This window comes from Kluyvera sichuanensis (genome assembly GCF_014218705.1).
GTDB classification, from domain to species: Bacteria; Pseudomonadota; Gammaproteobacteria; order Enterobacterales; family Enterobacteriaceae; genus Kluyvera; species Kluyvera sichuanensis.
The window spans coordinates 1-23,420 of sequence record NZ_JABBJF010000049.1; the positions used below are offsets into that span (position 1 = coordinate 1).

Annotated in this window: 31 protein-coding genes and 1 pseudogene; 1 reads left to right on the forward strand and 31 read right to left on the reverse strand. The window is 52.1% G+C overall.

Annotation, left to right across the window (positions count from 1 at the left end):
- The 24 genes and pseudogenes from HII27_RS25900 to HII27_RS26015 all read right to left on the reverse strand — a co-directional run.
- Window positions 1–375, reverse strand: a pseudogene (locus tag HII27_RS25900) (gp53-like domain-containing protein); the annotation flags it as partial.
- 51 nt (window positions 376–426) lie between these two features.
- Window positions 427–1,020 (reverse strand): YmfQ family protein, encoded by a 594-nt coding sequence (locus HII27_RS25905; protein ID WP_000051911.1) that lies wholly within the window; start codon window positions 1,018–1,020, stop codon window positions 427–429.
- On the reverse strand, window positions 1,017–2,159 hold the full coding sequence (locus HII27_RS25910; RefSeq protein WP_001116110.1) for a baseplate J/gp47 family protein: 1,143 nt from the start codon (window positions 2,157–2,159) through the stop codon (window positions 1,017–1,019). Before HII27_RS25910 ends, HII27_RS25905 begins: the two co-directional genes overlap by 4 nt.
- 1 nt (window position 2,160) lies before the next feature.
- A complete protein-coding gene (locus tag HII27_RS25915; protein WP_185670142.1) occupies window positions 2,161–2,598 on the reverse strand; it encodes a phage GP46 family protein in 438 nt (145 codons plus the stop codon).
- On the reverse strand, window positions 2,595–3,179 hold the full coding sequence (locus HII27_RS25920; RefSeq protein WP_023568807.1) for a phage baseplate assembly protein domain-containing protein: 585 nt from the start codon (window positions 3,177–3,179) through the stop codon (window positions 2,595–2,597). The genes HII27_RS25915 and HII27_RS25920 overlap by 4 nt, the downstream gene beginning before the upstream one ends.
- Window positions 3,176–4,261 (reverse strand): phage baseplate assembly protein, encoded by a 1,086-nt coding sequence (locus HII27_RS25925; protein ID WP_185670143.1) that lies wholly within the window; start codon window positions 4,259–4,261, stop codon window positions 3,176–3,178. The genes HII27_RS25920 and HII27_RS25925 overlap by 4 nt, the downstream gene beginning before the upstream one ends.
- Window positions 4,258–5,661: a DNA circularization protein gene (locus tag HII27_RS25930; protein WP_126287315.1), complete on the reverse strand. Its 1,404-nt coding sequence runs from the start codon at window positions 5,659–5,661 to the stop codon at window positions 4,258–4,260. Before HII27_RS25930 ends, HII27_RS25925 begins: the two co-directional genes overlap by 4 nt.
- Before the next feature lie 70 nt (window positions 5,662–5,731).
- Window positions 5,732–6,298 (reverse strand): hypothetical protein, encoded by a 567-nt coding sequence (locus HII27_RS25935; protein ID WP_126287316.1) that lies wholly within the window; start codon window positions 6,296–6,298, stop codon window positions 5,732–5,734.
- Window positions 6,299–6,345: 47 nt separating this feature from the next.
- Window positions 6,346–8,229, reverse strand: coding sequence for a transglycosylase SLT domain-containing protein (locus tag HII27_RS25940; RefSeq protein ID WP_126287317.1), 1,884 nt, complete (start codon window positions 8,227–8,229; stop codon window positions 6,346–6,348).
- A gap of 141 nt (window positions 8,230–8,370) precedes the next feature.
- On the reverse strand, window positions 8,371–8,649 hold the full coding sequence (locus HII27_RS25945) for a phage tail assembly protein (RefSeq protein ID WP_126287318.1): 279 nt from the start codon (window positions 8,647–8,649) through the stop codon (window positions 8,371–8,373).
- Between the two features lies 1 nt (window position 8,650).
- On the reverse strand, window positions 8,651–9,022 hold the full coding sequence (locus HII27_RS25950) for a phage tail tube protein (RefSeq protein WP_000896638.1): 372 nt from the start codon (window positions 9,020–9,022) through the stop codon (window positions 8,651–8,653).
- Between the two features lie 3 nt (window positions 9,023–9,025).
- Window positions 9,026–10,528, reverse strand: a complete 1,503-nt coding sequence (locus tag HII27_RS25955) for a phage tail sheath subtilisin-like domain-containing protein (RefSeq protein WP_185670144.1) — start codon at window positions 10,526–10,528, stop codon at window positions 9,026–9,028.
- Window positions 10,525–10,722, reverse strand: coding sequence for a DUF2635 domain-containing protein (locus HII27_RS25960; RefSeq protein WP_000497745.1), 198 nt, complete (start codon window positions 10,720–10,722; stop codon window positions 10,525–10,527). The genes HII27_RS25955 and HII27_RS25960 overlap by 4 nt, the downstream gene beginning before the upstream one ends.
- A gap of 3 nt (window positions 10,723–10,725) precedes the next feature.
- On the reverse strand, window positions 10,726–11,271 hold the full coding sequence (locus HII27_RS25965) for a hypothetical protein (protein WP_001083242.1): 546 nt from the start codon (window positions 11,269–11,271) through the stop codon (window positions 10,726–10,728).
- Entirely contained in the window at window positions 11,268–11,627 is a 360-nt protein-coding gene (locus HII27_RS25970) for a head-tail joining protein (protein ID WP_000537794.1), read from the reverse strand. The genes HII27_RS25965 and HII27_RS25970 overlap by 4 nt, the downstream gene beginning before the upstream one ends.
- A gap of 4 nt (window positions 11,628–11,631) precedes the next feature.
- On the reverse strand, window positions 11,632–12,012 hold the full coding sequence (locus HII27_RS25975) for a hypothetical protein (RefSeq protein WP_001118869.1): 381 nt from the start codon (window positions 12,010–12,012) through the stop codon (window positions 11,632–11,634).
- 1 nt (window position 12,013) lies between these two features.
- A complete protein-coding gene (locus HII27_RS25980) occupies window positions 12,014–13,063 on the reverse strand; it encodes a major capsid protein (protein ID WP_000427679.1) in 1,050 nt (349 codons plus the stop codon).
- Window positions 13,064–13,160: 97 nt separating this feature from the next.
- Complete coding sequence (locus tag HII27_RS25985) at window positions 13,161–13,565, reverse strand: head decoration protein (protein WP_001472189.1); 405 nt, start codon at window positions 13,563–13,565, stop codon at window positions 13,161–13,163.
- The gene (locus HII27_RS25990) at window positions 13,565–14,155 is read right to left on the reverse strand and encodes a hypothetical protein (protein ID WP_185670145.1); all 591 of its coding nucleotides are present in this window, start codon (window positions 14,153–14,155) and stop codon (window positions 13,565–13,567) included. The genes HII27_RS25985 and HII27_RS25990 overlap by 1 nt, the downstream gene beginning before the upstream one ends.
- A 1-nt stretch (window position 14,156) precedes the next feature.
- The gene (locus tag HII27_RS25995; RefSeq protein WP_001052909.1) at window positions 14,157–15,023 is read right to left on the reverse strand and encodes a S49 family peptidase; all 867 of its coding nucleotides are present in this window, start codon (window positions 15,021–15,023) and stop codon (window positions 14,157–14,159) included.
- Window positions 15,020–16,657, reverse strand: coding sequence for a phage portal protein (locus HII27_RS26000; protein ID WP_001045359.1), 1,638 nt, complete (start codon window positions 16,655–16,657; stop codon window positions 15,020–15,022). Before HII27_RS26000 ends, HII27_RS25995 begins: the two co-directional genes overlap by 4 nt.
- On the reverse strand, window positions 16,657–16,920 hold the full coding sequence (gene gpW, locus HII27_RS26005) for a gpW family head-tail joining protein (protein ID WP_000483309.1): 264 nt from the start codon (window positions 16,918–16,920) through the stop codon (window positions 16,657–16,659). Before gpW ends, HII27_RS26000 begins: the two co-directional genes overlap by 1 nt.
- 8 nt (window positions 16,921–16,928) lie before the next feature.
- Complete coding sequence (locus tag HII27_RS26010) at window positions 16,929–19,052, reverse strand: phage terminase large subunit family protein (RefSeq protein WP_185670146.1); 2,124 nt, start codon at window positions 19,050–19,052, stop codon at window positions 16,929–16,931.
- Complete coding sequence (locus tag HII27_RS26015; RefSeq protein WP_000210383.1) at window positions 18,994–19,563, reverse strand: hypothetical protein; 570 nt, start codon at window positions 19,561–19,563, stop codon at window positions 18,994–18,996. Before HII27_RS26015 ends, HII27_RS26010 begins: the two co-directional genes overlap by 59 nt.
- A gap of 290 nt (window positions 19,564–19,853) precedes the next feature.
- Between HII27_RS26015 and HII27_RS26020 the strand changes: the two genes are divergently transcribed.
- Window positions 19,854–20,357 carry a hypothetical protein gene (locus tag HII27_RS26020; protein ID WP_001472855.1) on the forward strand — a complete coding sequence of 168 codons (504 nt, stop codon included), beginning with the start codon at window positions 19,854–19,856 and terminating at the stop codon, window positions 20,355–20,357.
- 10 nt (window positions 20,358–20,367) lie between these two features.
- Here the strand turns inward: HII27_RS26020 and HII27_RS26025 are convergent, their stop codons facing one another.
- From HII27_RS26025 to HII27_RS26050, 7 genes are all read right to left on the reverse strand, one after another.
- Entirely contained in the window at window positions 20,368–21,006 is a 639-nt protein-coding gene (locus tag HII27_RS26025) for a hypothetical protein (RefSeq protein WP_016245910.1), read from the reverse strand.
- A 61-nt stretch (window positions 21,007–21,067) separates the two neighbouring features.
- Window positions 21,068–21,310, reverse strand: a complete 243-nt coding sequence (locus tag HII27_RS26030; protein WP_016245909.1) for a hypothetical protein — start codon at window positions 21,308–21,310, stop codon at window positions 21,068–21,070.
- Between the two features lie 136 nt (window positions 21,311–21,446).
- On the reverse strand, window positions 21,447–21,644 hold the full coding sequence (locus tag HII27_RS26035) for a hypothetical protein (RefSeq protein ID WP_072667363.1): 198 nt from the start codon (window positions 21,642–21,644) through the stop codon (window positions 21,447–21,449).
- Between the two features lie 66 nt (window positions 21,645–21,710).
- Window positions 21,711–21,875, reverse strand: a complete 165-nt coding sequence (locus HII27_RS27320; protein WP_215532526.1) for a YnfU family zinc-binding protein — start codon at window positions 21,873–21,875, stop codon at window positions 21,711–21,713.
- Between the two features lie 162 nt (window positions 21,876–22,037).
- Complete coding sequence (locus tag HII27_RS26040) at window positions 22,038–22,544, reverse strand: DUF2514 domain-containing protein (RefSeq protein ID WP_185670147.1); 507 nt, start codon at window positions 22,542–22,544, stop codon at window positions 22,038–22,040.
- Window positions 22,544–23,116: a lysozyme gene (locus tag HII27_RS26045; protein WP_317983871.1), complete on the reverse strand. Its 573-nt coding sequence runs from the start codon at window positions 23,114–23,116 to the stop codon at window positions 22,544–22,546. Before HII27_RS26045 ends, HII27_RS26040 begins: the two co-directional genes overlap by 1 nt.
- Window positions 23,088–23,366, reverse strand: coding sequence for a phage holin (locus HII27_RS26050; RefSeq protein WP_016150496.1), 279 nt, complete (start codon window positions 23,364–23,366; stop codon window positions 23,088–23,090). Before HII27_RS26050 ends, HII27_RS26045 begins: the two co-directional genes overlap by 29 nt.
- Window positions 23,367–23,420: the final 54 nt, after the last annotated feature.

Sequence of the window (23,420 nt, forward strand, 5' to 3'; positions counted from 1 at the left end):
AGGAAATGACGACATATCTGGGATTTGACCAGCTCCGGTACCAACATCTTTTGATGCTGCCGTTCCGAATGTTGGCAAACTTCCTAAACCAAGGTTTGCGAGAGCCGTAGAAATCGCCGCAGTACCATCTGATTTGATATCGGCAAATGGGTTTGCACGGCTCAGTGTGAGTTTTTGAATGGCTTTTAAAACCTGAGTCATATCGTTAATGTCGAGCGCCAATCCTGCTGACTCTACGATATGCGCTAACTCTTCCTGCATGGCATTAAACGCTGCTGCCCGCAGCCTCGTTGCGGCAATACCACCAGCAACACTTCCATCAGTATATTTGCCATCCTGCGTTGCAGTGGCTTCGACTTGCCCGATTCGGAGCATAGTTAATCCTCACTTAGTGTTAAGCGATAAAATCAGAGGGGGAAATATCAGTTATGAATAATTGAAAATGATGTTCAGATGGGATGGGGCAATTTTGTTGATTGAACACTCCAGTTGTTTATTGCCCCACGATGCGAGCGGATCTCCGCAGTAGGACGCGCCAGCAAGCGAATACTTGATCGTTGTTTGTGGCGCATTTATCCGCCAGGTAAATGGCCACTCGTCACCGTTAAGCGCATCACCGCATACTGACATGCCACTCATAGCGGGCCGGAACTGTGTGATAGTGATGGTATAACCAAGAGCTGCAGCCACCCGGATGTAATAATCGCGGTTCAGGCCGCCGGTGCTGATTAACTTTGCCACCACGGCGCGCTGGCGATCGCTGACGCCACCGGATTCACCAATCGCACAATCATCTGGTAACCCCAGAGAGCTTTCCCATTCTGACAACATTACCGTCGCTGTAGGGGGAAAAGCACCAGTAATCAGGCTTTGCGCATCGTTGTCAGAACGCTGAAACGCGCTGCCCAGTGCCCGTAATACCGCAGCCTGTACCGTTCTTTGCGACCGGGGCCACGCCCTGCCCGTCGGTAGCAGCGCACCAAGCGCACCGGCATAATCATTTTTTGAAAAGAGGCTCATACAAAATTCACCCCGCCAAGCACCGGAATTTCGCCAACAGCAAAGGTGATATTGGCCGTCGGAGAGTTAAGAATATAGCCCGTCGTGCCGCTAACACCGCCGATACTCCCGTTAATATCAGAGAGGTAAACTTTCCCGGAACCATCAGGGTTAGCTTCATCAAAAAACAGCGCCGTCAGCGCGTCTTTTATCCCCTGAACTGTGGTGCTGTCGGCATTTTTGATCCCAGAGATTTCAATATTGATGACTTTCTTGATCGGGGAACATACGAAAACAATGGCAGTGTCTGTCTGCTGCGGATAGATGTGGTCGGCGACAGCGAGCTGGTCTCCGGTGGCTTTAACAGCCCCCCAGTCCTCAAGTTGGGATATTCCGTCGGTACCGACCGGAAACCCACCATTGTCATTCCGATCACACATGATATACACGCCAACGGTCCCGGCCCCGTTCAGACGCCGCTTTACCCACGCGCGGGTGACGCCCGAAACCTCAAGCGCCCATTTTTTATAATCGGCGTCGCTTCCACCCTGAGGCGGATTCTGCCATGCCAGCAAGCCACGACTGCGAAAATCCTCTTCCGTTTCAATATCGGCTCCGCCGGTCGCAGCGGACAGTAACGTTACCTGTGGATCCACGCCAGCAATATTCGCGTCCAGGGTCATTATGGTCCCGGCATCAGCGTTACCGCGTGCGCCTCCACCCGTTACATCACTGGTAATATCCGGCAGTATGGCCGTCACCGCGACGATACCAAATCCATCTGCCTGAATTTTAAGATCTGCATCCGTCCGGTACTGGTATCCGTCCCCGCGGTTAATGATCGAGCCAACAGGGATAATACAGTCAACACTGCCACTAGCCTGTACCGCAGGCGACTTCGCCGCTGCAGCTGGTTTTCTGAATACCTGCTTAAGGGCCATCCACCCGGCGAGATACTCATCGGTAGAGGTAAACGGGTTTGTCTGCAGGGCAATATAGTCAAGGTAGGCGTAATGCAGATGCCCCATCCCCGCATCCATGTCAGCCAGTACCTTCAGGTTCGCGAAGCGCAGGAGCGCACCAACATCCTCAAGCTCCGCCTGCATAAATTTCCGGTTTCCGTCGCGGAGTTCGCTCAGCGTCGGTCGTTTAAACGGCATATTAACGTTGCTCCCATATCCAGTAAAACCTGAATTCCTGCCAGTCCTTCCCCGGTGCCTGATAGCGGATAATGAGATTGAGCCGGTCAGGCAGGACGATCCTTGCAACAGGAATAACCTCGCTGACAACGCCATCAACCTTTAACCAGTTGAGCGCTTCACTCGAGTATTCCTCCGCTTTTTTTGCTACATCCGGGGTCAGTTTTTTCCGCCGTAGCAGCCACAGCCGGGATCCCAGTTGGGATTCCTCCCCGGAATCCCCCCACCAGCCGCGGCGATCGCTATCCTCATAATCATCGTCAGCGCGCGCCAGCCTGTCGGTAAACAGGCTGTCCAGTATTGCAGTCTGTAAATCGTTCCCCGTGGTGAGTTCACCCAGCCCTTTCTGCCAGTCAGCAAATATCTCATCCACATTCCAGAATGAAGCGATGTCACTCATGTCACCTGATCCTCTGTTTTTTGGCTGCGGATATTGTCATTGCCACTCTGGGCATTTTTAACCACATGATCATGGTCATTATGTGCATCCCGCAGCTCTTTCAGTGTTCGGGTATTGGTTTCACAGTTATCAACAATGTCACCCGTGCACCTCAGGATCGGGGTATTTGCAAGAATCCCCTGGCTGGCATTGATGGTCACGTTAGTGGCGTTATTGACCTCAACATTCTGGCCCTTTGCATCCAGGAAGATCCCCTTCTCCGTCAGGAGAATATTAAGACCCCACTGGTTATACATGACCGTTTCGCCCGCTTTCAGGCCTGTATGACGAAACCCCTGATGGTTGGACGCAATTACCACCGCGCTGGAACGATCACCGCCAATAAAAGCCAGAACCACGTCAGTCCCTGACGGCAGGCCGGATGAAAAACCAAATTCAGCCATCCGCGGTGCGCTGGCCACCTCCAGCGGAGTCTGGTACTGGATTGACTGCACCACCCCACCATCTTTCATAGCCGTGATCCGGCCAATCCCCAGCATGCCGGCGATCCTAGTCGCTGCATGTTTAAATAGTTGCTTCATGTATTGAATCCCGCCAGGTTCTGGTAGAAGGCATATGGCTGAACGGCGAATGCTTCAGGCGGCATCAGCGTCATGCGTGCATGGGTGCCGTAGTCATCGCGCATATAGGTGACTTCTGCCAGTAGCAATTCAGTCTCCGGCAACCGTAAGGTGGGAAGATCAACGGGGATCAATGTGTTTGGTTCCCACAGTTTCCCGTCTTTATCCCGCCAGGAATCGATGGTTACCGAGAGCTGTTTTGAACGTCCGTACCGCCGGTTCATTTCCCAGTCGATCGCACTTTGTGCCTGTTGAGTAGCCATCAGGGTACTTTCCACAATCGATATATGTTTTCGGTACCGCATGCGGGCGGCCTCCGGATCTCTCGCCGTTGCCAGAGTCACAGCGTCATAGGCCGTATCAGGCGAATACCCTGCAATTGGAGAAACGCTCATTGATACACCGACATAATCTGAAAACCTGTCAGCCATCGATTTGCGGTAGTATGCCTGCTCGACATTTACCACTTCGGCTATCCCACTCGCCGCACGACGTGTTCCCACCCGGGTCAGTAACAGGTTTCCATCGGGCTGATCGTAGTAAAGCAGAGCAGACCATCTGGCCACCCGATCGATGACTTCTTGCGGAGACTCACCCCAGTTCAGAGTGAACTGGGGTACCTTCACAAGTTCATCAACATCCGTGGTTACGGTGATGCCGTAGTAGGATGCCAGGCGAGAAGCAATTTCAAGCGCATTACTGGCATTAATGACGTTGTTAGGCCACTCGGCTGAGCAATCCACCAGGTCCTGACATTTGCTCCTGCCCGTGGCGCGGACCTCATGGCGGGAGCGCGATAGTGCGGGCTCCCAGTCATCAACATATCCCGTCAGTGTCAGATCATCTCCGATACGAACTTCACAGGACATTCCCTCTTCAACAAGTTGACGATCTTCGTTGCCAGGGAAGTAATCCATTAGCCCAAGATCGAAATCAGAGGGAAAACGCTCAATACCCCGCGTTACCCGGACAGAATCCCACCCCTCGATGATTTTGCCGTCGACCGTCAAAGAAACAACATCCAGATCGCTGTCTGCATTCATTGCCTCAGTACCTTCATGTTTGTCGGCATAAACGCCGGATGCGGTACGCGCGCTTCCTGCACCAGTTCATCTGCACGGGCGGCATCCTGGTATAATCGGTTTGCCAGCGTCAGCGCCGGAAGCGGCTGAGCGGTAGTAACCTGCAGAAGCTCGCTCAGACCGGAAGCACGCTCACTCATCGTAGAAAGGAATGCCGATCTGACGGCGAGAAGCGCGTTATACATATCATCGTCAGCGCGGTCTCCAGCCAGAACCAGCGCCGTATCAAGTTGCACAGAAACTCGTTGCGTTAACTCTTCTGCCTCGTCTGTACTGGCAGGTCTGGAGTCCGCAGCGGCACTGGTCATGGCACCAGTACATAGCACAACAATCAGCGTGTTCATGGTCGCCGAAATCGCTTTGCTGCTGTCGGACTGCTGGTACTCCGTGCTGATTGAATTAGCCAGTTTTTCCAGCGCTGTGATTCGGTCATTAACGCTGCCGGCACTGTTAAGAATTGCGTTTACCACGTCGGCGACGCCCTGGACAAACTCATCAGGTGTGTTGGAGCTGCTAAGCTGGCTCGACCTGTCGGTAACATTTTTCCGGTCCATTACCGACTGGGCTGTTACCTTGTCAGCCAGTGCTCTCTCATCATCCACATCAGCTACTGACGATTTGCCAGCAACAGCAGAGGAACTACCGCCCACAGAGCCTTTACTGTAACGTCCGTACCGGGTATTCCCGAACGTGGAGTTCAGGACATTGCTGAGATTCGTTACCTGGCTGATGGTATTGTCAACCATGTTAGTCCAGAACGTGACCGTACCTCTGATGGTGTTTATAGCCTGTGTGACACCGCGGATCTCACTCTTAACCCTGGCAATCGTACTCAGCACAGCAGTGCTTACCAGTTTCAGATAGTTGGTTTTCACCGTGGCACCTGCAACGGTACTGCCCGTGACGGCAAACACTTTAAGCCCTGATTCAATTGCCATCAGAGTAAATTCAAATACTCGCCCGTTCTCCATCGACCCGGAAATACGCAAACCATTCTCAGGGATGGAAACCGTTAATTCGCCCAGTGTCGGATGGACAAGCGTACCGCTACCTTTTTGTTCACAGGCTTCAATCAGTGACTGGCGCTGTGTGATTGCATCGCCGCCGCCGTAAACCTGGCTGTTCTGGATCAAGAAACCGCGAATAACAAATCGCCGTGTTGCCCGCCCGATATCCTCTATCCAGGCTGTATCACGGTAGGGATATTCATGTACCGCTTGGCGTCGACCGTGGCTACCTTCCTCAGCAACAATTGCAAATGGCACACCTCTGAATGAGCTGGGCCGTAACTGCCCCTGCCAGTCATCGCTGGCATCTCCCCCCAAAAGAGAAGTTATTGCATCCTGAATAATTGACGGCATCGCGCCTCCAGAAAGAATAAGCCCGCGTATAAACGCGGGCTTATATTGAAATTTACTCTTGTCGTTTAGGTTAGAGGTTATCAGTACACAATTTATTCGCTATTGCATAAGCTTGTTTGAAACCGTTTAATGAAAAATACATATTAGATGAACCTTTCACTCTTTTGTCACCACTAGAAGGGATCCAGACAGCAAGATTCCCATTACCTGGCGAACTCATTAGTTTCTGAACTGTTAACTGTTGGAATTTGAAAAATGCAAATTGATCATTTTTTTGCATACTTGTGTCGACCACCTCCACATCCTCTTTCCCTCCAGGGATTTTGAATGCCATAGGGACCTTGCCTCCATCAAGAGCATCATTATACCCACCCATAAACATAACTATTTCAGCGGTTGTAGGCTTACAACTCTGTGGAGGCGTAAAATAAAAGCTAAGATATGTTTCTTTGAGGTTTTTATTTATGGCCTCTGTCGCCATCTTATAAACAAGCTGTTTGTCAGCCGCGAACTCAACAACAACCCAATCACCAGCCTGATAAGATTTAACTGCCTTATTGCTAAAATCATCCGAGTATGAGCGGAAAGGCAATGAACAAAATAACAGAGTAAAAATAAAAACAGAGAGCTTTGACATATATAACCCATCCAATATGAAATATTATCGTGCTCTATAATACCGCCTTAGTAGGGCATTGGAAGCGTTATCCTCCCGCCGTTCTGTGTACTGTATTCCTTTCTGCCCCCCTTACTGTCAACCATGGTGATTTCAAGCTTCAGCTTTTGATCTTCGACAGCGCTTTTAAATGAGCTGGTGAGTTTATCGGCCAAAGCCTGATTTTGTTCTGTGCCAGGCTGTGGGGGCTGGATAATTCCCGTACCAGTCGATTTACTTTTAACCTCGCCATCAGGAGAAGCCGATTCATCACCAGGTTGAACTGGAAGGTTCATACCCATAGCTGTTGATTGCTCATTAGCATGATTTTCAGGGATAGCATCGCGGGTCAGAGGTTCTTCATTAATGATTTTCTGATAGTGCCCAAGAACCGCCCCAGGATAAGCCCGGTTCTGCGGCCCCCAGCGGCTTGTATCATAACCACCGTTGTAATAACGAAGCGCCAGCGGGATATTACCACCAGAACTTTTCAGATTTTCGGCCATGATTTTTGCCCCGGCCATAATATTCTGCCGAGGGTCCGTCCAGTCTGTTACGCCGGTCGAACGGAAATTGGACGGCATAATTTGCATCAATCCTTTCGCACCAGCACTACTGATAGCATTGGGATTTCCACCAGATTCCTGAGTCATAATGGCTTTCAGTAGACGAGGATCAACACCGTATTGCTGTCCAGCTTCATTCAGCAAGTCATCATACTGGCCATTTTGGCGGTAAGGCACATATTTGCTTCCGGCAGCACGTGGGCCCGTTACTGCAGCCATATCATTCTGCAATTGAATCGCAGAATCGGTCGCGCGGTAATTTGCATCGTACCGCTTTCTTACAGCATCAGTCATGAAACCCGCGTCAACCTGTCCACGTTCACTGCGGGGTAAACTGTTATAAAGTTCCTTATCGTTCTGAATGCGCCGTAGTTTCTCAGCATCATTGCTGTTGATAAAACCGAGAGCATGAGACAGCCCAGTAAAATCACCATTCGTGAACAGATCGGTAACACCTTCAAGGCCGTCTTTGACTGAACCATCCGAGAGAATGGTCTTAAGTGCCTTGTTTTTTGAACGTTGCCACAGACCATCCCAGGATGCGCTGAGCTCATTCATAGTGCCGTTCACTTCACTCAATTGTTGATTCAGTGCCGGATCCACGGTCAGACCAAATTCATCCGATTTCGCCAGCAGCTTTTTCATGCGCTCACCGTCACGCATTAGCGCCAGCAATTCGGGCGTGAGTCCAAGTGCATCAGCGGCGGACTTCTGCTGTTCAGGTCGTAAGGTTGGAAAAATTTTTGCGATAGACTCCAGTGTTTTAAGGGTATTTACTGAACCATCGCTGTTTTTTTGGATTTGCGCACCAATTTGCGCCATCGCGGCCATAACCCCCTCGTTTTTACCGCTGGCAGCCTCATTGAATGCTTTGAAAATACCTTCTATTGATGCATTAGCGCTCTCGCTGTCTGCTCCAAGAATACGCATTGCCCCGGAAAGTCGGGTAAAATCGTCAACGCGCATTCCCGCATTTTTTGCCGAGACATCAAGATTATAGGCCTGACGGGATGCCTCCCGAAATCCATAAGCGACCTGTTTCAGTCCGTAGCCGGCAGCACCGGCTAACCCCAGCGCCCCCATCTTCCCCGTGAGCTCCCCCACCATTTTCAGTGGGGGAACCATATCGCCAATAAACTGCACGTTATCCCGCGCGCTCTTCGACATATTCTCGAGGCGAGAAATAAAACCGCTCAGTCCGTCGGCTGTTTCCTGACCGCCTAACTTGAGCCCTTCTTTAGTTTTATCTAGCTTCGGCTCCAGGTCACGGACAGCCTCATTAATGCGGTCTATAGCCTCGCTAACCTGGTCGCTGGCCACCAGCTCAAAATCAAAAGAATTACTCATCGTCTTCAGGTTTCCTAAGCTTGTTTATCCGGGATGCCTGCGCCACCCACCATTTCAGCCGGGCGCGGGTCATTCCCCACGCCCTGTCCTCAGACCAGCGGAAATAGAAGGTAACGTCAGCGGCCATTTCCTGCCAGGTTGTCAGGGCTTCCAGGTCAAAAAACTGAGCAGATACTCCTCACACTTACGGAAGTCGAGAAAATCCATCGGCTGCAGCACGCTTTCACGCGTACCGGAAACCAGCGCAATAAGCAGGCGCATCGCCGCGAGCGACGTTGACGCAGCCTGTTTCTCATAAAACTGCTCCGCCTGGCTTAGCGTTGGCGCTTTCAGCTCCAGTTGCGTATAGGTGGTCTTCTCCGCGACATCATCCAGCGCTACGGTTAAGGGAATAATTTTGACGCGTTCAATCTCAGCCATCTTAGTTCTCCGTTACGTCGCGGCCTTCCCAGCGAACATCAAATACTGCATCTTCGCTTTCCACTTCCTGGACGTTGACCGTCCAGAGTGAACGGCCAATGATAGTTTTCCCGTTAGCCAGCTCGGCGATCACGTTGACGTTCGTCTGCTGGTTAAAGCCCTGCACATTCGTTCCGCCACTGTCACGCAGTCGGGCAGAAATGTATGGCGCCACAGGTTTTTCCTTATATCCGTGCACACCATCCATCCCTGTCAGGGTGGTACGGTTTACGGTGGCAGCCTGGTATTTAAACGAGCCCTCCACCATTACCGTCACACCGTTAACAGTGACATAGGCGGTTCCCGCCAGGCGGTTAGTAGTATCACCTGCCATCGTTTAAGCTCCTGTTGATTCAGCCCGAGTGCGGAACTGATTGAGCAGCGCGAAAATGCGCAACTGGTTCATGAGGGTTCCCGGCCACAGCACATCGACGCGGTTCGGATTTTTGGCGTTCTGCTCGACGATGATATTTTTTGCGAATGCCTCCGCATCCTGCGCATAACCGTTCCATACCAGAGTCTGGTACTCGGCAATCTGATCGGCCTTGATAATGTTTGGCGTGACGATCGCCGCGCCAGGTGCAAATCGGGTTCCATCCGCAGCAAGCTTCATACGGCCAAACTTGCTGGTCACCGCTGTGCGCAGGTAGCGGGTCACAAACATCAGGCTGAACAGCGTCTCCACTTCCAGATAACTGTCATCTGCATCGCCATAGCTGTTTTTCTGGTAGGTGGTGATCAGGTTTTCAATGCGCACCGTGCCATCGTCATCGACCGTAAATGTCGAAATGCCGCTGTACAGCAGATTGTTACGCTCGGTCAGCTCAAAGCGATCCTGCAGTTCTGGCGCAAGCACCCCCTGAACAGCGAGCGACTGTAGCGGGCGGCCGGGGTCATTACTCAGACTCACCGCAGCTGCGCCGGTGTAAGCTGCAGACCATGCCCAGGAAGGGGACGGCGATTTATTTACGCCCAGCAGGGTCTCATGCTGGTTATTGCGCAGCTCACCTTTGGTACCGAGCTGGGCGTAAGTCCCGGTGGTGGTACCAAAGGAATGGCCATAAAGCTGCTTGTCCCATGCCCAGCGACCGCCAGTGTCTGACAGGAACTCCTTCATCACATTCAACGAGGTTGTATCGTCGTAAGGGTTGATGATGAAATCGAATGTCCGATCCTGCAGGTTTGCCAGCTCGCCGGTAATATCCGGAGCCCCGACTCCGTTAGACATAGCAGTAATCGTCAGTTCCAGGCCTGCAGGTGTGGACTCGCCTCCAGGTAAGCCGAGGAAGTTCAGGCGAATGTCGATCCCATTACCCGTAGCACCAAGATTCTTCGCGGTCAGGGTTACGGTATCCGTAGTCGCACTGGCGGTTACAGGTAGCGTGGTTTTTGCGTTAATCGCCGCGGCCAGAGAGGTGGCGATTGCTGCCACCGTATCTGTTGCTACAACGGTCAACTGAATGCGCTCACCAGCAATATAAAGGGAGATCACTCCGGTTGCCGTCGGTGCGCTGCTCACTCTAATGGTGCCGGTTGCAGCCACCATGGAATCGGAGTCTTCCTCCAGCGGCAGGATCCAGACTTCGGCTGCGGTATCATTTTTCTGATACGCCGCCATCATGGCCTGCAGAATTCCCCCTTTTCCTGTCAGCTCACCGACGGTATCCGAAGAGGAAACTCGCTGCGGAATACCAGGGAGGGTTGAGCCGGTACTGAGCATCCCACCGATAAGCAGGGTGCGCTGCGTGGCAGTGGCGTTATTCGCCATTGAGTTATCAAACTCAACGAAGAAAAGCCCTACCCGCAGGTTATCGGGAACACGAGCGAAAGGTACGGTCATTCATTTTCTCCCGCTTTTTTAGGTAATGATTGTTTCTCTGGCGCGCCCTCATCCTTTTTAGAGAGGATCACGTCCCCATCGCTCAGACGGCGACGCCAGAAAATATTGTCAGGTACTTCAGCACCCTCTTTAGGCAATGGGATGCCCTTGACGGGGCAGCGAACGCTGAGCCCGTTGTTCGGCTTAACAAACATGGATTACTCCTGAAGATTGAGGCTGATACCCGGTTTAACTGTGCCGTCTGGCATGTCGACCGCAATATCCATGCCCTCAAGGGGAACCGACTGGACAGGATAAAAATCTTCCGGCCCCTGGTAATGCTCTATGTCGATCTCGAAAAGAAGCTGCCCCATATGGGCCTCTCCTTCTGAATCAACATTGATGGTTGAACGAACTTCCGCGTATTTCTGAATATTCCGCGTCAGTTCGTAGCTGTTGATCACCGCGCGCTCCACCTGCTCGCGAAGGCTTTCAAGCGCCAGCTCTGCCCGCATGGCTCCATCATCCACTGTATCGCCGTCATACTCCTGAACGCGCCCAGTGATCCTGACAGTGGTGAGGGTGGTAAAAGCAGGGGTATTACGCCCCTGTGATTTTTTCTGTTCAAAAGGCGTCTGAACCAACAACACAGGATACATATCTGGTGAAGTTGACCAGTCGCGTGGAGAGAATACGCGGTCGCCCGCGCTGGTTGTCCCGGTTAGTGCAGTGACAACCATTTGCCGTATCGCTGCTGAATTCATCGCGGTTTTACCACATTGAGGACAAGACGAGATCCGCCATGACTGTCGGGTTCGACGTTTGACACAACAAATAACTGATTGATGATGTGACCACCGACCGTCTTTATAAATACCCGGTCAGATACAGCAGGTTGCGATTTACCCAGCTTGCGAAATTCAGCATCGCGCACACCCAACATCGGGCTGGAGGTGTTAATTTCTGAATCGCCATCAAGGTTTTCAGCAACCTGCGCATAACCACGGTCAAAAATCCCGTTAATTGTAAAAGGAGTACCGTTACGTGGACGGTACTCGTGCTCATCGCCAAAGACATCATGCAGCGGACTCAGAAGATGAGAATCCCAGTCCACGCCCATGTCATTACCCTGTCGTAACTGAAACTGATGGCTGAGAAGCAAGAACTCGCTTACGAAGCACATCAACATCAGCAATAACGCCGGACTGCAGAAGACGCTCAGCATCTTTGCCGGTTACAGGGATGCGCATATTTTCGCGGTACATCTCCCCGTCATGACGAATGCAATTCCCTTTCAACACCACATACTCCTGCGATTCAGTGTCTCCGGATTTTTCGTCACCACCATCGTCATCAACAGACAATTCGGCATCATCTGTTTTGCTCAAAGGCTGTTTTTCCTGGGTGTTATCGCCAGCATTCAGGTCGTCAACGCTCAGGCCGTCTTTGGCAGATCCTTCTGCATTCAGATCATCAGCCAGCCCGGTATTAGGTTGTTTTGCCATATCAGACCACCGTTGCGCAGAGGGATGCATTTACCCGGCTCGGAATAACCAGCGGGGAGGATTGCATCAGGATAAGACGCTGGGCTGGATCTTCTTTCACCCAGGATTTTGGCGCATAAGCCAGCGGACCGTAGTTGAAAGCCGGGTCCAGGATAACGCCAAATGCGCGGGTACCCATCAGATCGGCACCACTCATAATGACAGCGCCATCGGGGATCATAGGCTTCTCGACGTTGTCCAGCGGGTCAATAAACCAGTCGTTATATAACCAGAGGTCAAAGTTACCCCAGCGCCCTTTATAAATTGCGCCCTTCATTACCTGTGGGCCGGCGTTAATCTGGTTACCAAACGGGCTCAGCGCCGGGAATGTAATGGCGTTATCCTTGATGGTGGTATCCAGTCGGAATGCACGCCATGACTTATTCGTAAAGACCAGATCCGTGGCGACAGAGCCGGACTCTTTCAGGAAAGTAGTCTGCCAGATTTCAATGTCATCTGATGGCTGGGTATTGGTAGCGCCAGCTGCAACGGTCAGTGGCCATTTATCCGAGCCGCTAAGAGTGATGGTCAGATCCGAAGCACGCCCGAAATCCACCACCTGAGTTTCATAGCCCTCCCCGGCGACGGTTACGGTCCCAGACACCAGCGCACTCGCCGCCATCCATTCCAGACGACGGTTGATCATGTCAATCTGGTCAGTCATTTCAAACTGAAGGTTCAGCATTTCGCGCTCGGCAGCGGTATATTCCCCGCCAATACGCTCACCAATCTGGCGGCGGATAGGTTTGCGCAGGTCCGGCGCGCGCTTATCTTTGATGTATGCCGGTTTGAAGGTATTGGTCTGGTATTTACGGGATTCGACCAGCTTACCTTCCACCAGCGGGGAGACGAACGGCGCCATACGACGCAGGCCGACATCAACATCAATCGCCACTTCTTCAGTCTCGTAAGTCACGACATTCGGGAAGAAGCGATCGAGCAGCCAGTTCTGACTGGTTTTCAGGTTAGGAACAACCTGCACCAGCACGCTGGTATCAAAAATATTTTCCATATTCAGTCTCTTGATAGTGCCAGCCGCAGCTGGCAAAAAATTTAAACGAGCCAGCCCCTGCCGGTTAAAGCATTCGTCAGGAGAGCCGTGGGGGAAATCAGGAGGTGGTTACAGGTGCCTGGTCACTGTCTTTCAGGAAGATAGCCAGCGGTCGGAGCGCTTTTTTCAGGTCAGCGGTCGTCCAGGAGTTATCAAAAATAATTCGGTGCTGGTTGAATTCCCCCATCAGATACAGGCCGCCGTTCTGATCGGAAGACGATGCATCAACATCATCAACCAGAATAGCAACGGGTAACTGACTGCCATCTTCAGCCGTTTTCACACATTGCGTGTATTTCCCGCTGGCAGCCACCAGGCCCAGGACAGTACCACGCTTAAAGGCACCGCCCGTAATGATCCCGGTGTCAGTCACCAGCTGGAGTGTGCCAGCGACAAGCTGATCCGGAACAAACAGCGCGCTCTTCATGCCAGGCGCAAACGCATTCTGACCAAACTGATCCATTATTTCTCTCCTCTTGTGGAGTTGTAGAGGCCGGTCATTTTACTTACCAGCGCAGACTTTCCGGTCTCTTTCTGTCCGCTATCCGGATTAAGCCGGACCTGGTGGCTTTCCTGCATACGCTGATCGAGAGAGCGTTTACGGGATGGCTGAGATGCGGCTGCGGCCGGAGCCGAAGAGGCTAGGACATTAATTGCTGCCGCAGAACTCATCCCGGTATTGAAAGCCAGTGACGCGGCCAGTGAAGGATTCGCAGCTGCATGCTTACTGCCGAAAATACGGGCGCAGCGTTTACGCTCAGCAGCGCGTGCATATTTTACCGCCTTACTCTCTTTGCGATCGTCGTCGCCGTCGTCTTCAGAATCATCATCTTCTGACGCATCCGGATCATCGCCGTCATCTTCAGCATCATCGTCGCGTTCGTCTTCTTCCGCGTCGTCGTCGCGCTCATCATCATCGGCATCATCTTCGCGCTCGTCCTCTTCCGCGCGACGGGCTTTCGCTTTTTTGGCTTTTTTATCCTCTTCTTCCTCAGAAGCGGAAGGGCCAAGACCAATGAGGTGAGCAAAACTAAACGTCTTTTTCTTTGCCATTTCAGGCTCCTGTTTTTTCAAGTAAGTTTTTGAACGCAGCGTCAGGAGGACACACCTCATCAGCCAGTCCAATTTCAACGCCATCAGCAGCCATAAAACAGGCGGCCTGGGTACTTTTTATAACCTTTGCGCTAATCCCCCGGTTTCTGGCAACAGTGTTCACAAACAATTCGCCCATGGTGTTAATGTCCTGCTGGATGGCGGCCAGCGCTTCATCTGACAACTCTCTCAGCGGCGAACCTTCAGCCTTGCGGGATCCATAGGTGATGATCGTAACTTTAAGACCGTCATCTTTAATCCGCTGCGTCCAGTCAAGGTGCATGGTGATCACACCCACAGAACCCACTCCGCCGGTGCGCGGAACAGAAATCCGGTCCGCTGCACTGGCAATGGCATACGCAGCGGAATAAGCGCTTTCCGTCAGAATGGCATGGATAGGCTTTTTCCCCCGGGAGCCGTAAATGACATCAACCAGATCGAAGCATCCAGCGACCTCGCCGCCGGGTGAGTCGATATCCAGGCAAATGCCCGAAATGTCGGGATCTTCCATCGCAGTAAGAAACGCCTGACGAATGCCGTCATACCCTGTCATTCCACTGTACGGACGCAGACTGCCCAGTTTTTGCACCAGCGTTCCGCATATCGGGATGACGGCGACACCCAGCACATTGTCATAACCCGGATCACTACGGGATTCACGTCCCCGGTTATCGTCATATCCGTACCAGTCATCCTCCATGGCAAGAGAAGATTCGATTTTACTGATACCAAATCGGTCCATTACGGATGCCATGATGACTTCGGCTTTACTCGGGTGCAGCGCCAGCGGGGTGTTAAATAATCGCTGGGCCAGATGGGGTAGATTCACTTTTCCTCCGGATCGGTAATGGTCTGGCTCGCAAACTGGTCAGCCTGTGCCCAGCTCGGAAGCGGTAATCCGCGTTTAAGACATGACTCAATTTCTCTCTGGCGCTGATCAAGCACTTCTTCCCAGTCTTCACCGACGTTTTCACCCACCTCAATCTCGAGGGTGGAAAGTCCGGCATCCAGACCAAGAATGGCGCCTTTTTTCTCTGCAACCGGATCCACCCAGCCGCGCCCTGGCCCCATCCAGCGCGCGCGAGAATACGCGGCTCTGGCGTCAACAAAATCAGGTGCGCCTGCGGGCAGGGGTAAATCCTCATTGTCGTGAACTTCTTCAACAAAGGCGGTGAGAATGGGCTGAGCGAAGCCGGTAGAAAAATCGTCCCGGCGGCGAGTCAGTGTTTTCCATGCCTCCAGCAACGAGGAGCGTGCAGAACTGTAGTTAACGTCAGACCAGTCCTGGGTGACCTGCTGTGGGGACAACCCTGTTCCTGAAGAAAAATTACGGAGAACAGCAGATTCGAAGACTTCAAAATTGCTGTAGGGCCGCGCCGCGTTAACCGTCGTGATTTTCTCACCAGGATAAAGAATGGGCATTCGGGCACCATTCTGAAGTGTCAGACGCCGATCGTTATGGAACTCAACACGCCCGTCCTGATAAGTGCCTAACTCCGACTCGTCATAGGTCTCGCCCAGGGCAGACTGAACCATCGCAGGGTCATAGGGTGACTCAATGTAAGCGGCAAATATGGCATTAAGAATTGCTGCCTCAAGCTCACTCTGGTCATACTTCACCAGCATTTTCAGACGCTGAATAACCGGAGTCAGGATGCCGTTACCGCGGTGCTGCGCGCCACGCTCATGATCAAAATCGTGAACCACATGCGGGCGGCCCCAGTCAGTTTCACGCGGGATACGCTGCCACGTCATGGTTTTAGCCCCGCTCCACCAGTCACCGATATGGGCCTCCCTGATGTGGTAAGCAACCGGCGCACCGTCCGCATCAATTTCAACGCCACCACGGACATTTGGCATATCGAAATTCTGCTGAGGATTACTGAGGCGGTCAGGATCGACAATCTGTACCGTGGTGGCGTAACGCCCTCTTCCGGGACCAAGCCTGTCAGTTCTGTACTGGAGAATGGCCAGAGCATCCCCGTCAATAAGCTTATGACGAAATCCCAGGCGTAACATCTGCGACACGGTGAGTTTTCGTTCAACATCACAATACCGGCCAGGATCGTTACTCCAGGTCCGCCAGTGCCCGTCCAGTGCTTTTCCGTACTCTTCCGCCCAGGACGCATCAAACGCCTTGTTTCCGGTGATCATTCTGAGAACACGGTAATCGGGTTTCATGATGGGGCGGAAGTTGGCACCAACCGCATTATCCAGCAGACGTGTGACCGCACCGTTTGCCCAGCCGTCATTACGGACCAGATCGCGTGCGCGGGACACGATGCGATCCCGGTAAATGTTAATTTCATTGTCCGGGGACCACAGCGCGGGTTGCCAGTTCGCCAGTTGATCGCTGAAAGAGTCAGCTGCGTCATAAGGTACGCGGCTCCCCCCCACCAGCATAGAGGGACGCTGCTGTCGCAACGGCTGCCCATCAGAGCCCAGTATCTGTACTTTATTCATCAGAATCTAAACCTCGCTGGTTTCCGGGGACGAGAGATAATCCCCAGTTGCGCCTGCAGAAGTTGAATCAGGGCCAGCAGATCAGCCAGGGTGCTTTGCTGATAGGACACTGATCGCGTCCCGTCTCCCTGCGTATAGGAAAACGAAACACCGTGGCTCCCGGTTGCTAAATCAATGTACGCCTGCTGAGCTTTCGCAAGCGCATCCCTGAGCTGATCGTCAGTCATTGCGCCGGCAAGCAGGCTGGTGTTCCGGTTGAACATGATTTTCCTTATTTCGGCAGGAGTTGCGATATTCGCTTACGTTTGACCGGCGCTGGTTCTTCAATAACCGCACCCGGCAGCTCGTAATTGATTTTTTCTTCCTGTCCAACTGGCGCTGGCAGGAACTTATCCGGATCGGCTTCGAGGTTGGCGGCCCGGACGTTGAGTTTTAACCCCATATGTTTGAGACCGCACAGCGCGGCATAGCTGTAAACGAGGCAGTCAAGCGCTTCGTTAGCTCGTCCTGGTATTGCTTCCCAGATACTGTACCGCTGCCCGGAAATGACTTTGTAAACCAGTCGCTCCGCCAGCAGCTGATTGAAGTACCCGAGATCGCGATCGTCAGGAAAATGCATATAACCCGCAGCGGCGGCGCCAGGTTTGGGTGGCTCAAGATGCAGGCGACCGCGTATCACGTCTTTCGCTGAGTTAACCCCCAGAATGACAGGGCGGAAACTGGCTTTGCTTTTCGATGATGGTCGTTTGGTCGGCCAGACAGGATTGCGTTTACCTCCCTGTGCAGACTCCCCCTTAATTGCCCAGACACGACGGCCAAGACGCTCTTTGGCGAATTCGTATACCTTCTGCGTATGGTGGCCACCGGAGTCCATGCACGTTGCCATGATATTCAGGCCGCGCCCGTCACCACGTCGCCAGATCTGTTTCAGGTATGCATCCAGTCGCTTCCAGGGTTCTTCCGTCTCAAGGTCACCATAAATAACGTCATGCGCGACCGACCACGATTCTTCATCTCTCCCCCAGCCGGTGATCGTAATTTCGAAGCGATCGTCCTGGGTATCAACTCCAGCTGTTAACAATGCCCCCCCGTCCGGAACGACGGCCGGAAATATTTCCCGGCGCGCCAGCAGAACATCAACAGGGAGCTGTTTCCCATGATTAGGTCGGTGCGGAAGCCCCATCTGGGTATTCCACCACGCCTGTTCCTTATCCGGATCGCCCTTCGCATCGATATATTTTTTCGCAATATCCGACGGCTTATCTTTTTGCCAGGGGCTGAAAAGCTTGGATGCCTGGTACCCCGCGTGGTGGTTATCGACTGCCTCCTTTCCACAGGAGGGGCAGATTGCGCGATAGACCGCATGCCGTTCCGACTCTGACCATTGCCAGACCTTTTCAACGCTGCCCTCGTCTGCCGCCCGCCAGGCAAGGTCATAATCCATCAGCGGTGAGTGCCGCTCCCCGCAGCACTCAAATGGGCGCGTCTGATGCCATCGAATAGTGTGCAGAGCTCTGAGGCGCTGTCCTTCGGACCAGCCACTACCACAGCATTCGCAATAGAGCATCGCCGATTTAGTCAGGTGTTTATCTCCCTCTTTCGGCCACTGAACGTGTTTGAAAAAGTCGGGGAACTGGCGGTGGCCACAGTGCGGGCAAACCACAGATGCCCGGCGCTGATCGGAGTCGGCGTAGCTGTCAGCAATGCGGCTCTCATCCTCCACCGTCGGCGAACAGGCGCGTACAGACAGCCAGGTCAGGCCAAATGTCGCTGTACGCTCTTCGGCCAGCGCAATTGGATCGCCTTCGCGGGTTATCGGGTACTTGTCCACTTCATCCGCCAGCAGGACACGAATCGGACGACGCGCAAGGTTATCAGGGCTACCAGCACCCGCCAGCGCCAGAAATCCGCCAGTGAATGCCTTGTAAAGAATGGTTTCTTTCGAGCTTTTCTGTTTCGAATCACCGATGATTTTACGCAGTACCGGCGTCACCCTTACCAGCGGGCTAATACGCTCTTTCGAAAACTGTTCAGCGGCTTCTTCTTTCGGCTGCAGCAGCAGTATCGGACAAGGATCGAGGTGGGCAAAATAGCCAAAAAGGTTTTCCAGCAGTGCTGTCTTCATCAACTGGGTACAGCACATTACAGTGATGATATGAACCCCGGACTCCGTCGCGGCAAGCATCGGTCCGCGGGCAATTTCTACCGTCGATGTTTCCCAGTTTCCCGAAGTGCTCCCAGCCTCTTTTGCCAGCTTACGATAGTCATCTGCCCACTGCGGCACACTGATACGCGGCGGGGGTGTCCAGCCTTTGCGGACGCTTAATTCAAGACGCTCAATCTTCTGCCGGGTTAAACTCTGGCTCTCCGAGGACTGAGATGTGTTTGTGGACATGTTCAATCAGCACCTCTGTCATCCTGTCCGCCGGTACATCCAGATCAGCAGCCATTAGCGGCGCCACCCTGGACGGCCAGTTAAGCCAGGCATCACGCTGTTGGCGAAAGGCGTTGAATAAAACCTCCTCGGCTGCTGTCAGCTCAATAAGCTGGCCGCTGTCTTTTTCATACTGCAGCTTTGCCTGCAGGGCCATGTAATTCTCGCGGATACGTCCCGCTTCCTCTCTCGAAAGATCTGCCCCTTCAGTGAGCATTATCTGGCGGACAGTTTTATTGATTTCATCACCGTCATCATCGTTATCGCTAACGACGGGAGTTTTCTTTTTCTTCGCGTTCGAGGCGCGCGGGTCTTTGCCATCGCGGTTTTTCTTCAATGCCGCATCGCTGGCCTCTACGTCAATCAGGTCTCCGTCCATCACAATGAAGCGCCCGGCTTTAATCCACCGACCAATTGTTTTGCGATCCACACCTGAATGTTGTGCGTACTGACTCTGGTTCATCGTGGTCATGGGACATCACCTGGGACATTTTCTGGGGTGGGACATTCGCCTGGGACATTTTTGCCATGTCCCACCAGAATGTCCCACTGGAATAAACTGGAATAGCCAGAGCTGGCGAGGTGTCCGTAATGATCGCCAGAGGTGGGACATGGGACACAAATCTGAAAGTTGTAGCTAGGAAAACACCGCGGCGCGCAATGCCCGTACCTTACAAAAGTCTCAGGAAGGACCCATTTTTTTAATGGCTTCGACCATTCGCTCCGACTATGATTATTCCTATTCAATACAAGGAGAATGTAATGGGTAACAATATAATCAAAATAACTTTCGTAGCCGCAGTGCTGGCATCACCAATTGCTCATGCCCAGTGGGTAACTAATACTGAAGATGACCTTTTCTCTGGTGGTAAGAAAGCAATGATGCTTGGCGAGGTTTCATCCGACAATGGCGCCATTGTGTTTGACTGCACTAAAGAAAAGCTATCGGCGGCATACGTTGAAATGGATAAAAGCACCGAATCACTATCAGAGGTACCAATGGACCTGATAATGAAGGTCGACGGGAATACCGCAGTGAAGCTCGATGCTACCCTTTCAAGACGTAATGTTCAGAGCCTCCAGATTCAATCGGATGACGCGGACCAACTAAAAACAGTGCTTAAGCAGCTTCAGGGGGCGAAATCCAAAGTGTTAGTTGGTGTGCAAACAAAGGATGGCGGAAACCAGCATTCCATGTCAGCCAATGTTTCTGGATCGACAACTGCAGTAAACAGCTTCATAAAAGCTTGCGAAATTAACTTATAAGTTACTGCTTTTATTTTGCCGTCCTGATGGCTTCTGCTATCGCCTGATTTAAAGCAGACGGTAGCAGTGCGTTCGCCATGGTACGGGCCCTATCCATATACCCCAGCACTGGAGTCACAGGTAGCGCATCACCAAACCGGATCAAAAGCTTTGGAGAACGCTGTTTGCGTTTCGGTCTTCGCGTCCCGTTAGCGGAACGTTTGGCCCGTCGCTTCTTAGCTTTCATCGGCTTCTTACGCTGCCAGACAGCGTTAACGCCATCAACCTCACCTACGAATACATTTTCCTTTGCTTTAAGCTGTGAGAGCTTATTACGCGGCATGTTGCCGTATTTGTTTAGCTTGACGTTCTTGGGGTTCAATAGCGCTTGGCTATTGAGCTTATGCTCTCCACCTAACTCGAATGGTTCCAGATAACCAGCCGCGGTATCGCGGACAAAAACCTTTGCAGTCAGGTTGTTCTTCCTTGCCGCCACCGAACCAACTGATTTAACGGTAAACGGTGTCGGGCTCTCCAGATGTCGTTCGAACGCTGTTTTCTGTGCCGTTTCTATTTGACGAACAACTTTTGTCATAGCTAGTGCTGTAGCATATGGCACCTGCTTTTGTACCTTCTTTAATTGCTGAGAAAGGTCTTTGAGTGTTGCCATAAACGCTCCAGTGTACTGACATAAAAAAACCGCCCGGAGGCGGTGCATTATGCTTATCGTTCTATTCTTGCTCCGAATCCGGGTCATCAAAAACATTAATAGATAAGTAAACACACTCACCTATTTCCCATCCTTTCTTGCTAAGAATATCTTCAGGGGTAGTATCGGGAACATAGAAATAGTACTCATATACCATATCGCCTGAATGCCCTGTATTCTCCTCAAGGTCTTCAGGTGATAGAGGTATGGAATCCAACTCATCGTCAGTGAGTTCTAATTCAGTAGCAAGCGCTGATTGTGACATATGACCTCCTGTGTGAACTAACCTCAAGCTAACCCACGCAACAATTTAAGTCAACATCATGTTTTGTAAAGGATTTCTGACGAGTCCGTCAATTTGCATTATCGCAGACACTCATGGAATGCCTGCTGTAATGCCGTTAGTCGTCAAGCTGCAATACACCGTGATCCAGTGAATCTGAGTAAGCGAGTAGTCCTTTATATTCGGGGATAACCTCACCATCATCAGCTTCGAACTCAGGGATTGTCCCGGTAGTGATAGTGTATTGTGGCTGGCCATCTTCTTTCGCGAATGCTGCCAGGTCTTCAATCTGCGTAGCTGTAAGAACTACTGTCATTCGCATACCTCAGTTGTTAAAAAGCCCCGCTATTGCGAGGCCTAGGGTTATTTGTATCGCGACCGACTACCTGTGAATGATAAAAAGCGATTTACACTTTGGGCAAAGTAATACCTGTTGCTGACGTACTTTCGTGGTCGACTGAGTAGATTTATGTCCACATATCGGACACGTGACAGTCATATTGGCTACAAGCCCAACACGCTGCATTGCGTAATCGAAGAATGACATGATGGCTGACCTTTTAATGAATGTGGTTTATCATACCGCATTCCGTTCAATTATTAACCAATTTCTGTCATCCAACTAGCAAATGTGGATGCATAATGTACTCATGCTCAACAGCCAGTACATGCTTATTCTCTTTCATCTGGCGACTGCTGATTGCGAAGCTCATTGTTGGCTATTTGACTCTCTCACCGAGTCATGAATCCGCTCACACGTCATTCCAGCGCGGTAGCTTTCGTCAGCTCGTCCAGCATAATATCGAGCTTCTTCTGCAAGGCGTCCGAGCATGTCGGCGAGCACTGCGGCGTCGGCTCCGGCTGTTTTGCTTCTGACGGCAGCGGCAAGATCTGCGGTGTGCTTTGCGGCGTCCAGGCGGGTGGCAAGTTTTGTTGCTTCGGCGCGCAGCTGGCTAACAGTGGCAGACAAACCAGCAGCAGTAGCGGCCGATTTAGCGGCTTGTGCTTGTGCATCTTTTACAGCCTCATCACGGGCAATTATGCGCCCTTGTTCAATCCAGCGGGCAGCGGTCTGTGCGTTAGCTGTTTGCGATGATTCCGTGCTGTCACGTTCCGCCCACTTCTTTTCCCAACCGCGGCTGCTCCATGCACTGCCGGCGATGAATGCGACGGCCACCAGCAGCAACCCAACAATAATCTGGCGTTTCGGGCTCATCAGAATACCCCCGGAACTGATACCGGAATGCCTGGGTTAAGCGGCCCGAGCCCATCACCAAGAACCTGAGGTTTTTCTGCCCACAGGCAAACTTCACGCTCAATCTCACGCCGGGTGATTAAACCCTTCCACTGTTTGTCACCAGCATAGATCCAGCGCCGCAGTTGTTCGCAAGCTCCTTTTGTGTCGCCCAGGTTGATTTTGCGTAGCAGCGTGGAGTTTTTGAAGTTGCCAGCACCGACGTTGTACGCGAATGAGTAAAGTGCACCCCGCATTGTTGCCGGGATCGGAACCTTGATGTAGGGGTCAATCTGACGTGCGATGGTATTCAGGTCTTTTGTGAGCAGAATGGCACACTCTGTCTCGGTGTACGTCTTCCCGATTTTGACGTCGCTGCCAGAGTGCCCGTAGCATACCGTCCACACTCCAACAACATCCCGATAAGGCTGATAGCGCACACCTTCAAGGCCATCATTACCCGTTGGGCCAGTAATCAATGCCGCAGCGATAGCAATAGCGCCAGCGGGTATAGCTGCAATAACGCTATTCTTCAGCTTTGGTGACATTGCCATTAAGCCGGTCCTCCCTTTCCTTTTGCCTGTAGTACCAGTTCACTGCACAGGTGATAACGGTGCATGCGATACCGACAATGATTGCCCAGTCGCTCAGGCTTAACCCTGCAATTCTGTCGGCCAACATCCAGGACACCTCTTTTGCTGTTTTAGCTGTTTCGGCGTATGCCTTCGCTGATACACCGCAGCCGGTCAGCGTGGTGCCTGTTCCATATGAAAGTCTGCTGTAAATTGTGCTCATTCGGGTCATAGCCTCACCTCCGGACAAATCGGATGGTGCTGTGTGTTTTAAAGGGGTTCAGGC

Coding starts and splice junctions, on each gene's coding strand:
- HII27_RS27320 (WP_215532526.1), bottom strand. CDS start 21,875: ATGTCATTCTTCGATTACGCAATGCAGCGTGTTGGGCTTGTAGCCAAT.
- HII27_RS26020 (WP_001472855.1), top strand. CDS start 19,854: ATGGGTAACAATATAATCAAAATAACTTTCGTAGCCGCAGTGCTGGCA.
- HII27_RS25950 (WP_000896638.1), bottom strand. CDS start 9,022: ATGGCAGGTGATACTACTAACCGCCTGGCGGGAACCGCCTATGTCACT.
- HII27_RS25985 (WP_001472189.1), bottom strand. CDS start 13,565: ATGGATCAGTTTGGTCAGAATGCGTTTGCGCCTGGCATGAAGAGCGCG.
- HII27_RS26015 (WP_000210383.1), bottom strand. CDS start 19,563: ATGACCACGATGAACCAGAGTCAGTACGCACAACATTCAGGTGTGGAT.
- HII27_RS25920 (WP_023568807.1), bottom strand. CDS start 3,179: ATGAAGCAACTATTTAAACATGCAGCGACTAGGATCGCCGGCATGCTG.
- HII27_RS25930 (WP_126287315.1), bottom strand. CDS start 5,661: ATGCCGTCAATTATTCAGGATGCAATAACTTCTCTTTTGGGGGGAGAT.
- HII27_RS25975 (WP_001118869.1), bottom strand. CDS start 12,012: ATGGCAAAACAACCTAATACCGGGCTGGCTGATGATCTGAATGCAGAA.
- HII27_RS26025 (WP_016245910.1), bottom strand. CDS start 21,006: ATGGCAACACTCAAAGACCTTTCTCAGCAATTAAAGAAGGTACAAAAG.
- HII27_RS26040 (WP_185670147.1), bottom strand. CDS start 22,544: ATGAGCCCGAAACGCCAGATTATTGTTGGGTTGCTGCTGGTGGCCGTC.
- HII27_RS25990 (WP_185670145.1), bottom strand. CDS start 14,155: ATGGCAAAGAAAAAGACGTTTAGTTTTGCTCACCTCATTGGTCTTGGC.
- HII27_RS25940 (WP_126287317.1), bottom strand. CDS start 8,229: ATGAGTAATTCTTTTGATTTTGAGCTGGTGGCCAGCGACCAGGTTAGC.
- HII27_RS25915 (WP_185670142.1), bottom strand. CDS start 2,598: ATGAGTGACATCGCTTCATTCTGGAATGTGGATGAGATATTTGCTGAC.
- HII27_RS25955 (WP_185670144.1), bottom strand. CDS start 10,528: ATGACCGTACCTTTCGCTCGTGTTCCCGATAACCTGCGGGTAGGGCTT.
- HII27_RS25945 (WP_126287318.1), bottom strand. CDS start 8,649: ATGGCTGAGATTGAACGCGTCAAAATTATTCCCTTAACCGTAGCGCTG.
- HII27_RS25965 (WP_001083242.1), bottom strand. CDS start 11,271: ATGAATTCAGCAGCGATACGGCAAATGGTTGTCACTGCACTAACCGGG.
- HII27_RS25935 (WP_126287316.1), bottom strand. CDS start 6,298: ATGTCAAAGCTCTCTGTTTTTATTTTTACTCTGTTATTTTGTTCATTG.
- HII27_RS26030 (WP_016245909.1), bottom strand. CDS start 21,310: ATGTCACAATCAGCGCTTGCTACTGAATTAGAACTCACTGACGATGAG.
- HII27_RS25980 (WP_000427679.1), bottom strand. CDS start 13,063: ATGGAAAATATTTTTGATACCAGCGTGCTGGTGCAGGTTGTTCCTAAC.
- HII27_RS25905 (WP_000051911.1), bottom strand. CDS start 1,020: ATGAGCCTCTTTTCAAAAAATGATTATGCCGGTGCGCTTGGTGCGCTG.
- gpW (WP_000483309.1), bottom strand. CDS start 16,920: ATGTTCAACCGGAACACCAGCCTGCTTGCCGGCGCAATGACTGACGAT.
- HII27_RS26035 (WP_072667363.1), bottom strand. CDS start 21,644: ATGACAGTAGTTCTTACAGCTACGCAGATTGAAGACCTGGCAGCATTC.
- HII27_RS26000 (WP_001045359.1), bottom strand. CDS start 16,657: ATGAATAAAGTACAGATACTGGGCTCTGATGGGCAGCCGTTGCGACAG.
- HII27_RS25925 (WP_185670143.1), bottom strand. CDS start 4,261: ATGAATGCAGACAGCGATCTGGATGTTGTTTCTTTGACGGTCGACGGC.
- HII27_RS26050 (WP_016150496.1), bottom strand. CDS start 23,366: ATGACCCGAATGAGCACAATTTACAGCAGACTTTCATATGGAACAGGC.
- HII27_RS25970 (WP_000537794.1), bottom strand. CDS start 11,627: ATGGGCGTGGACTGGGATTCTCATCTTCTGAGTCCGCTGCATGATGTC.
- HII27_RS26010 (WP_185670146.1), bottom strand. CDS start 19,052: ATGTCCACAAACACATCTCAGTCCTCGGAGAGCCAGAGTTTAACCCGG.
- HII27_RS25960 (WP_000497745.1), bottom strand. CDS start 10,722: ATGTTTGTTAAGCCGAACAACGGGCTCAGCGTTCGCTGCCCCGTCAAG.
- HII27_RS26045 (WP_317983871.1), bottom strand. CDS start 23,116: ATGGCAATGTCACCAAAGCTGAAGAATAGCGTTATTGCAGCTATACCC.
- HII27_RS25910 (WP_001116110.1), bottom strand. CDS start 2,159: ATGCCGTTTAAACGACCGACGCTGAGCGAACTCCGCGACGGAAACCGG.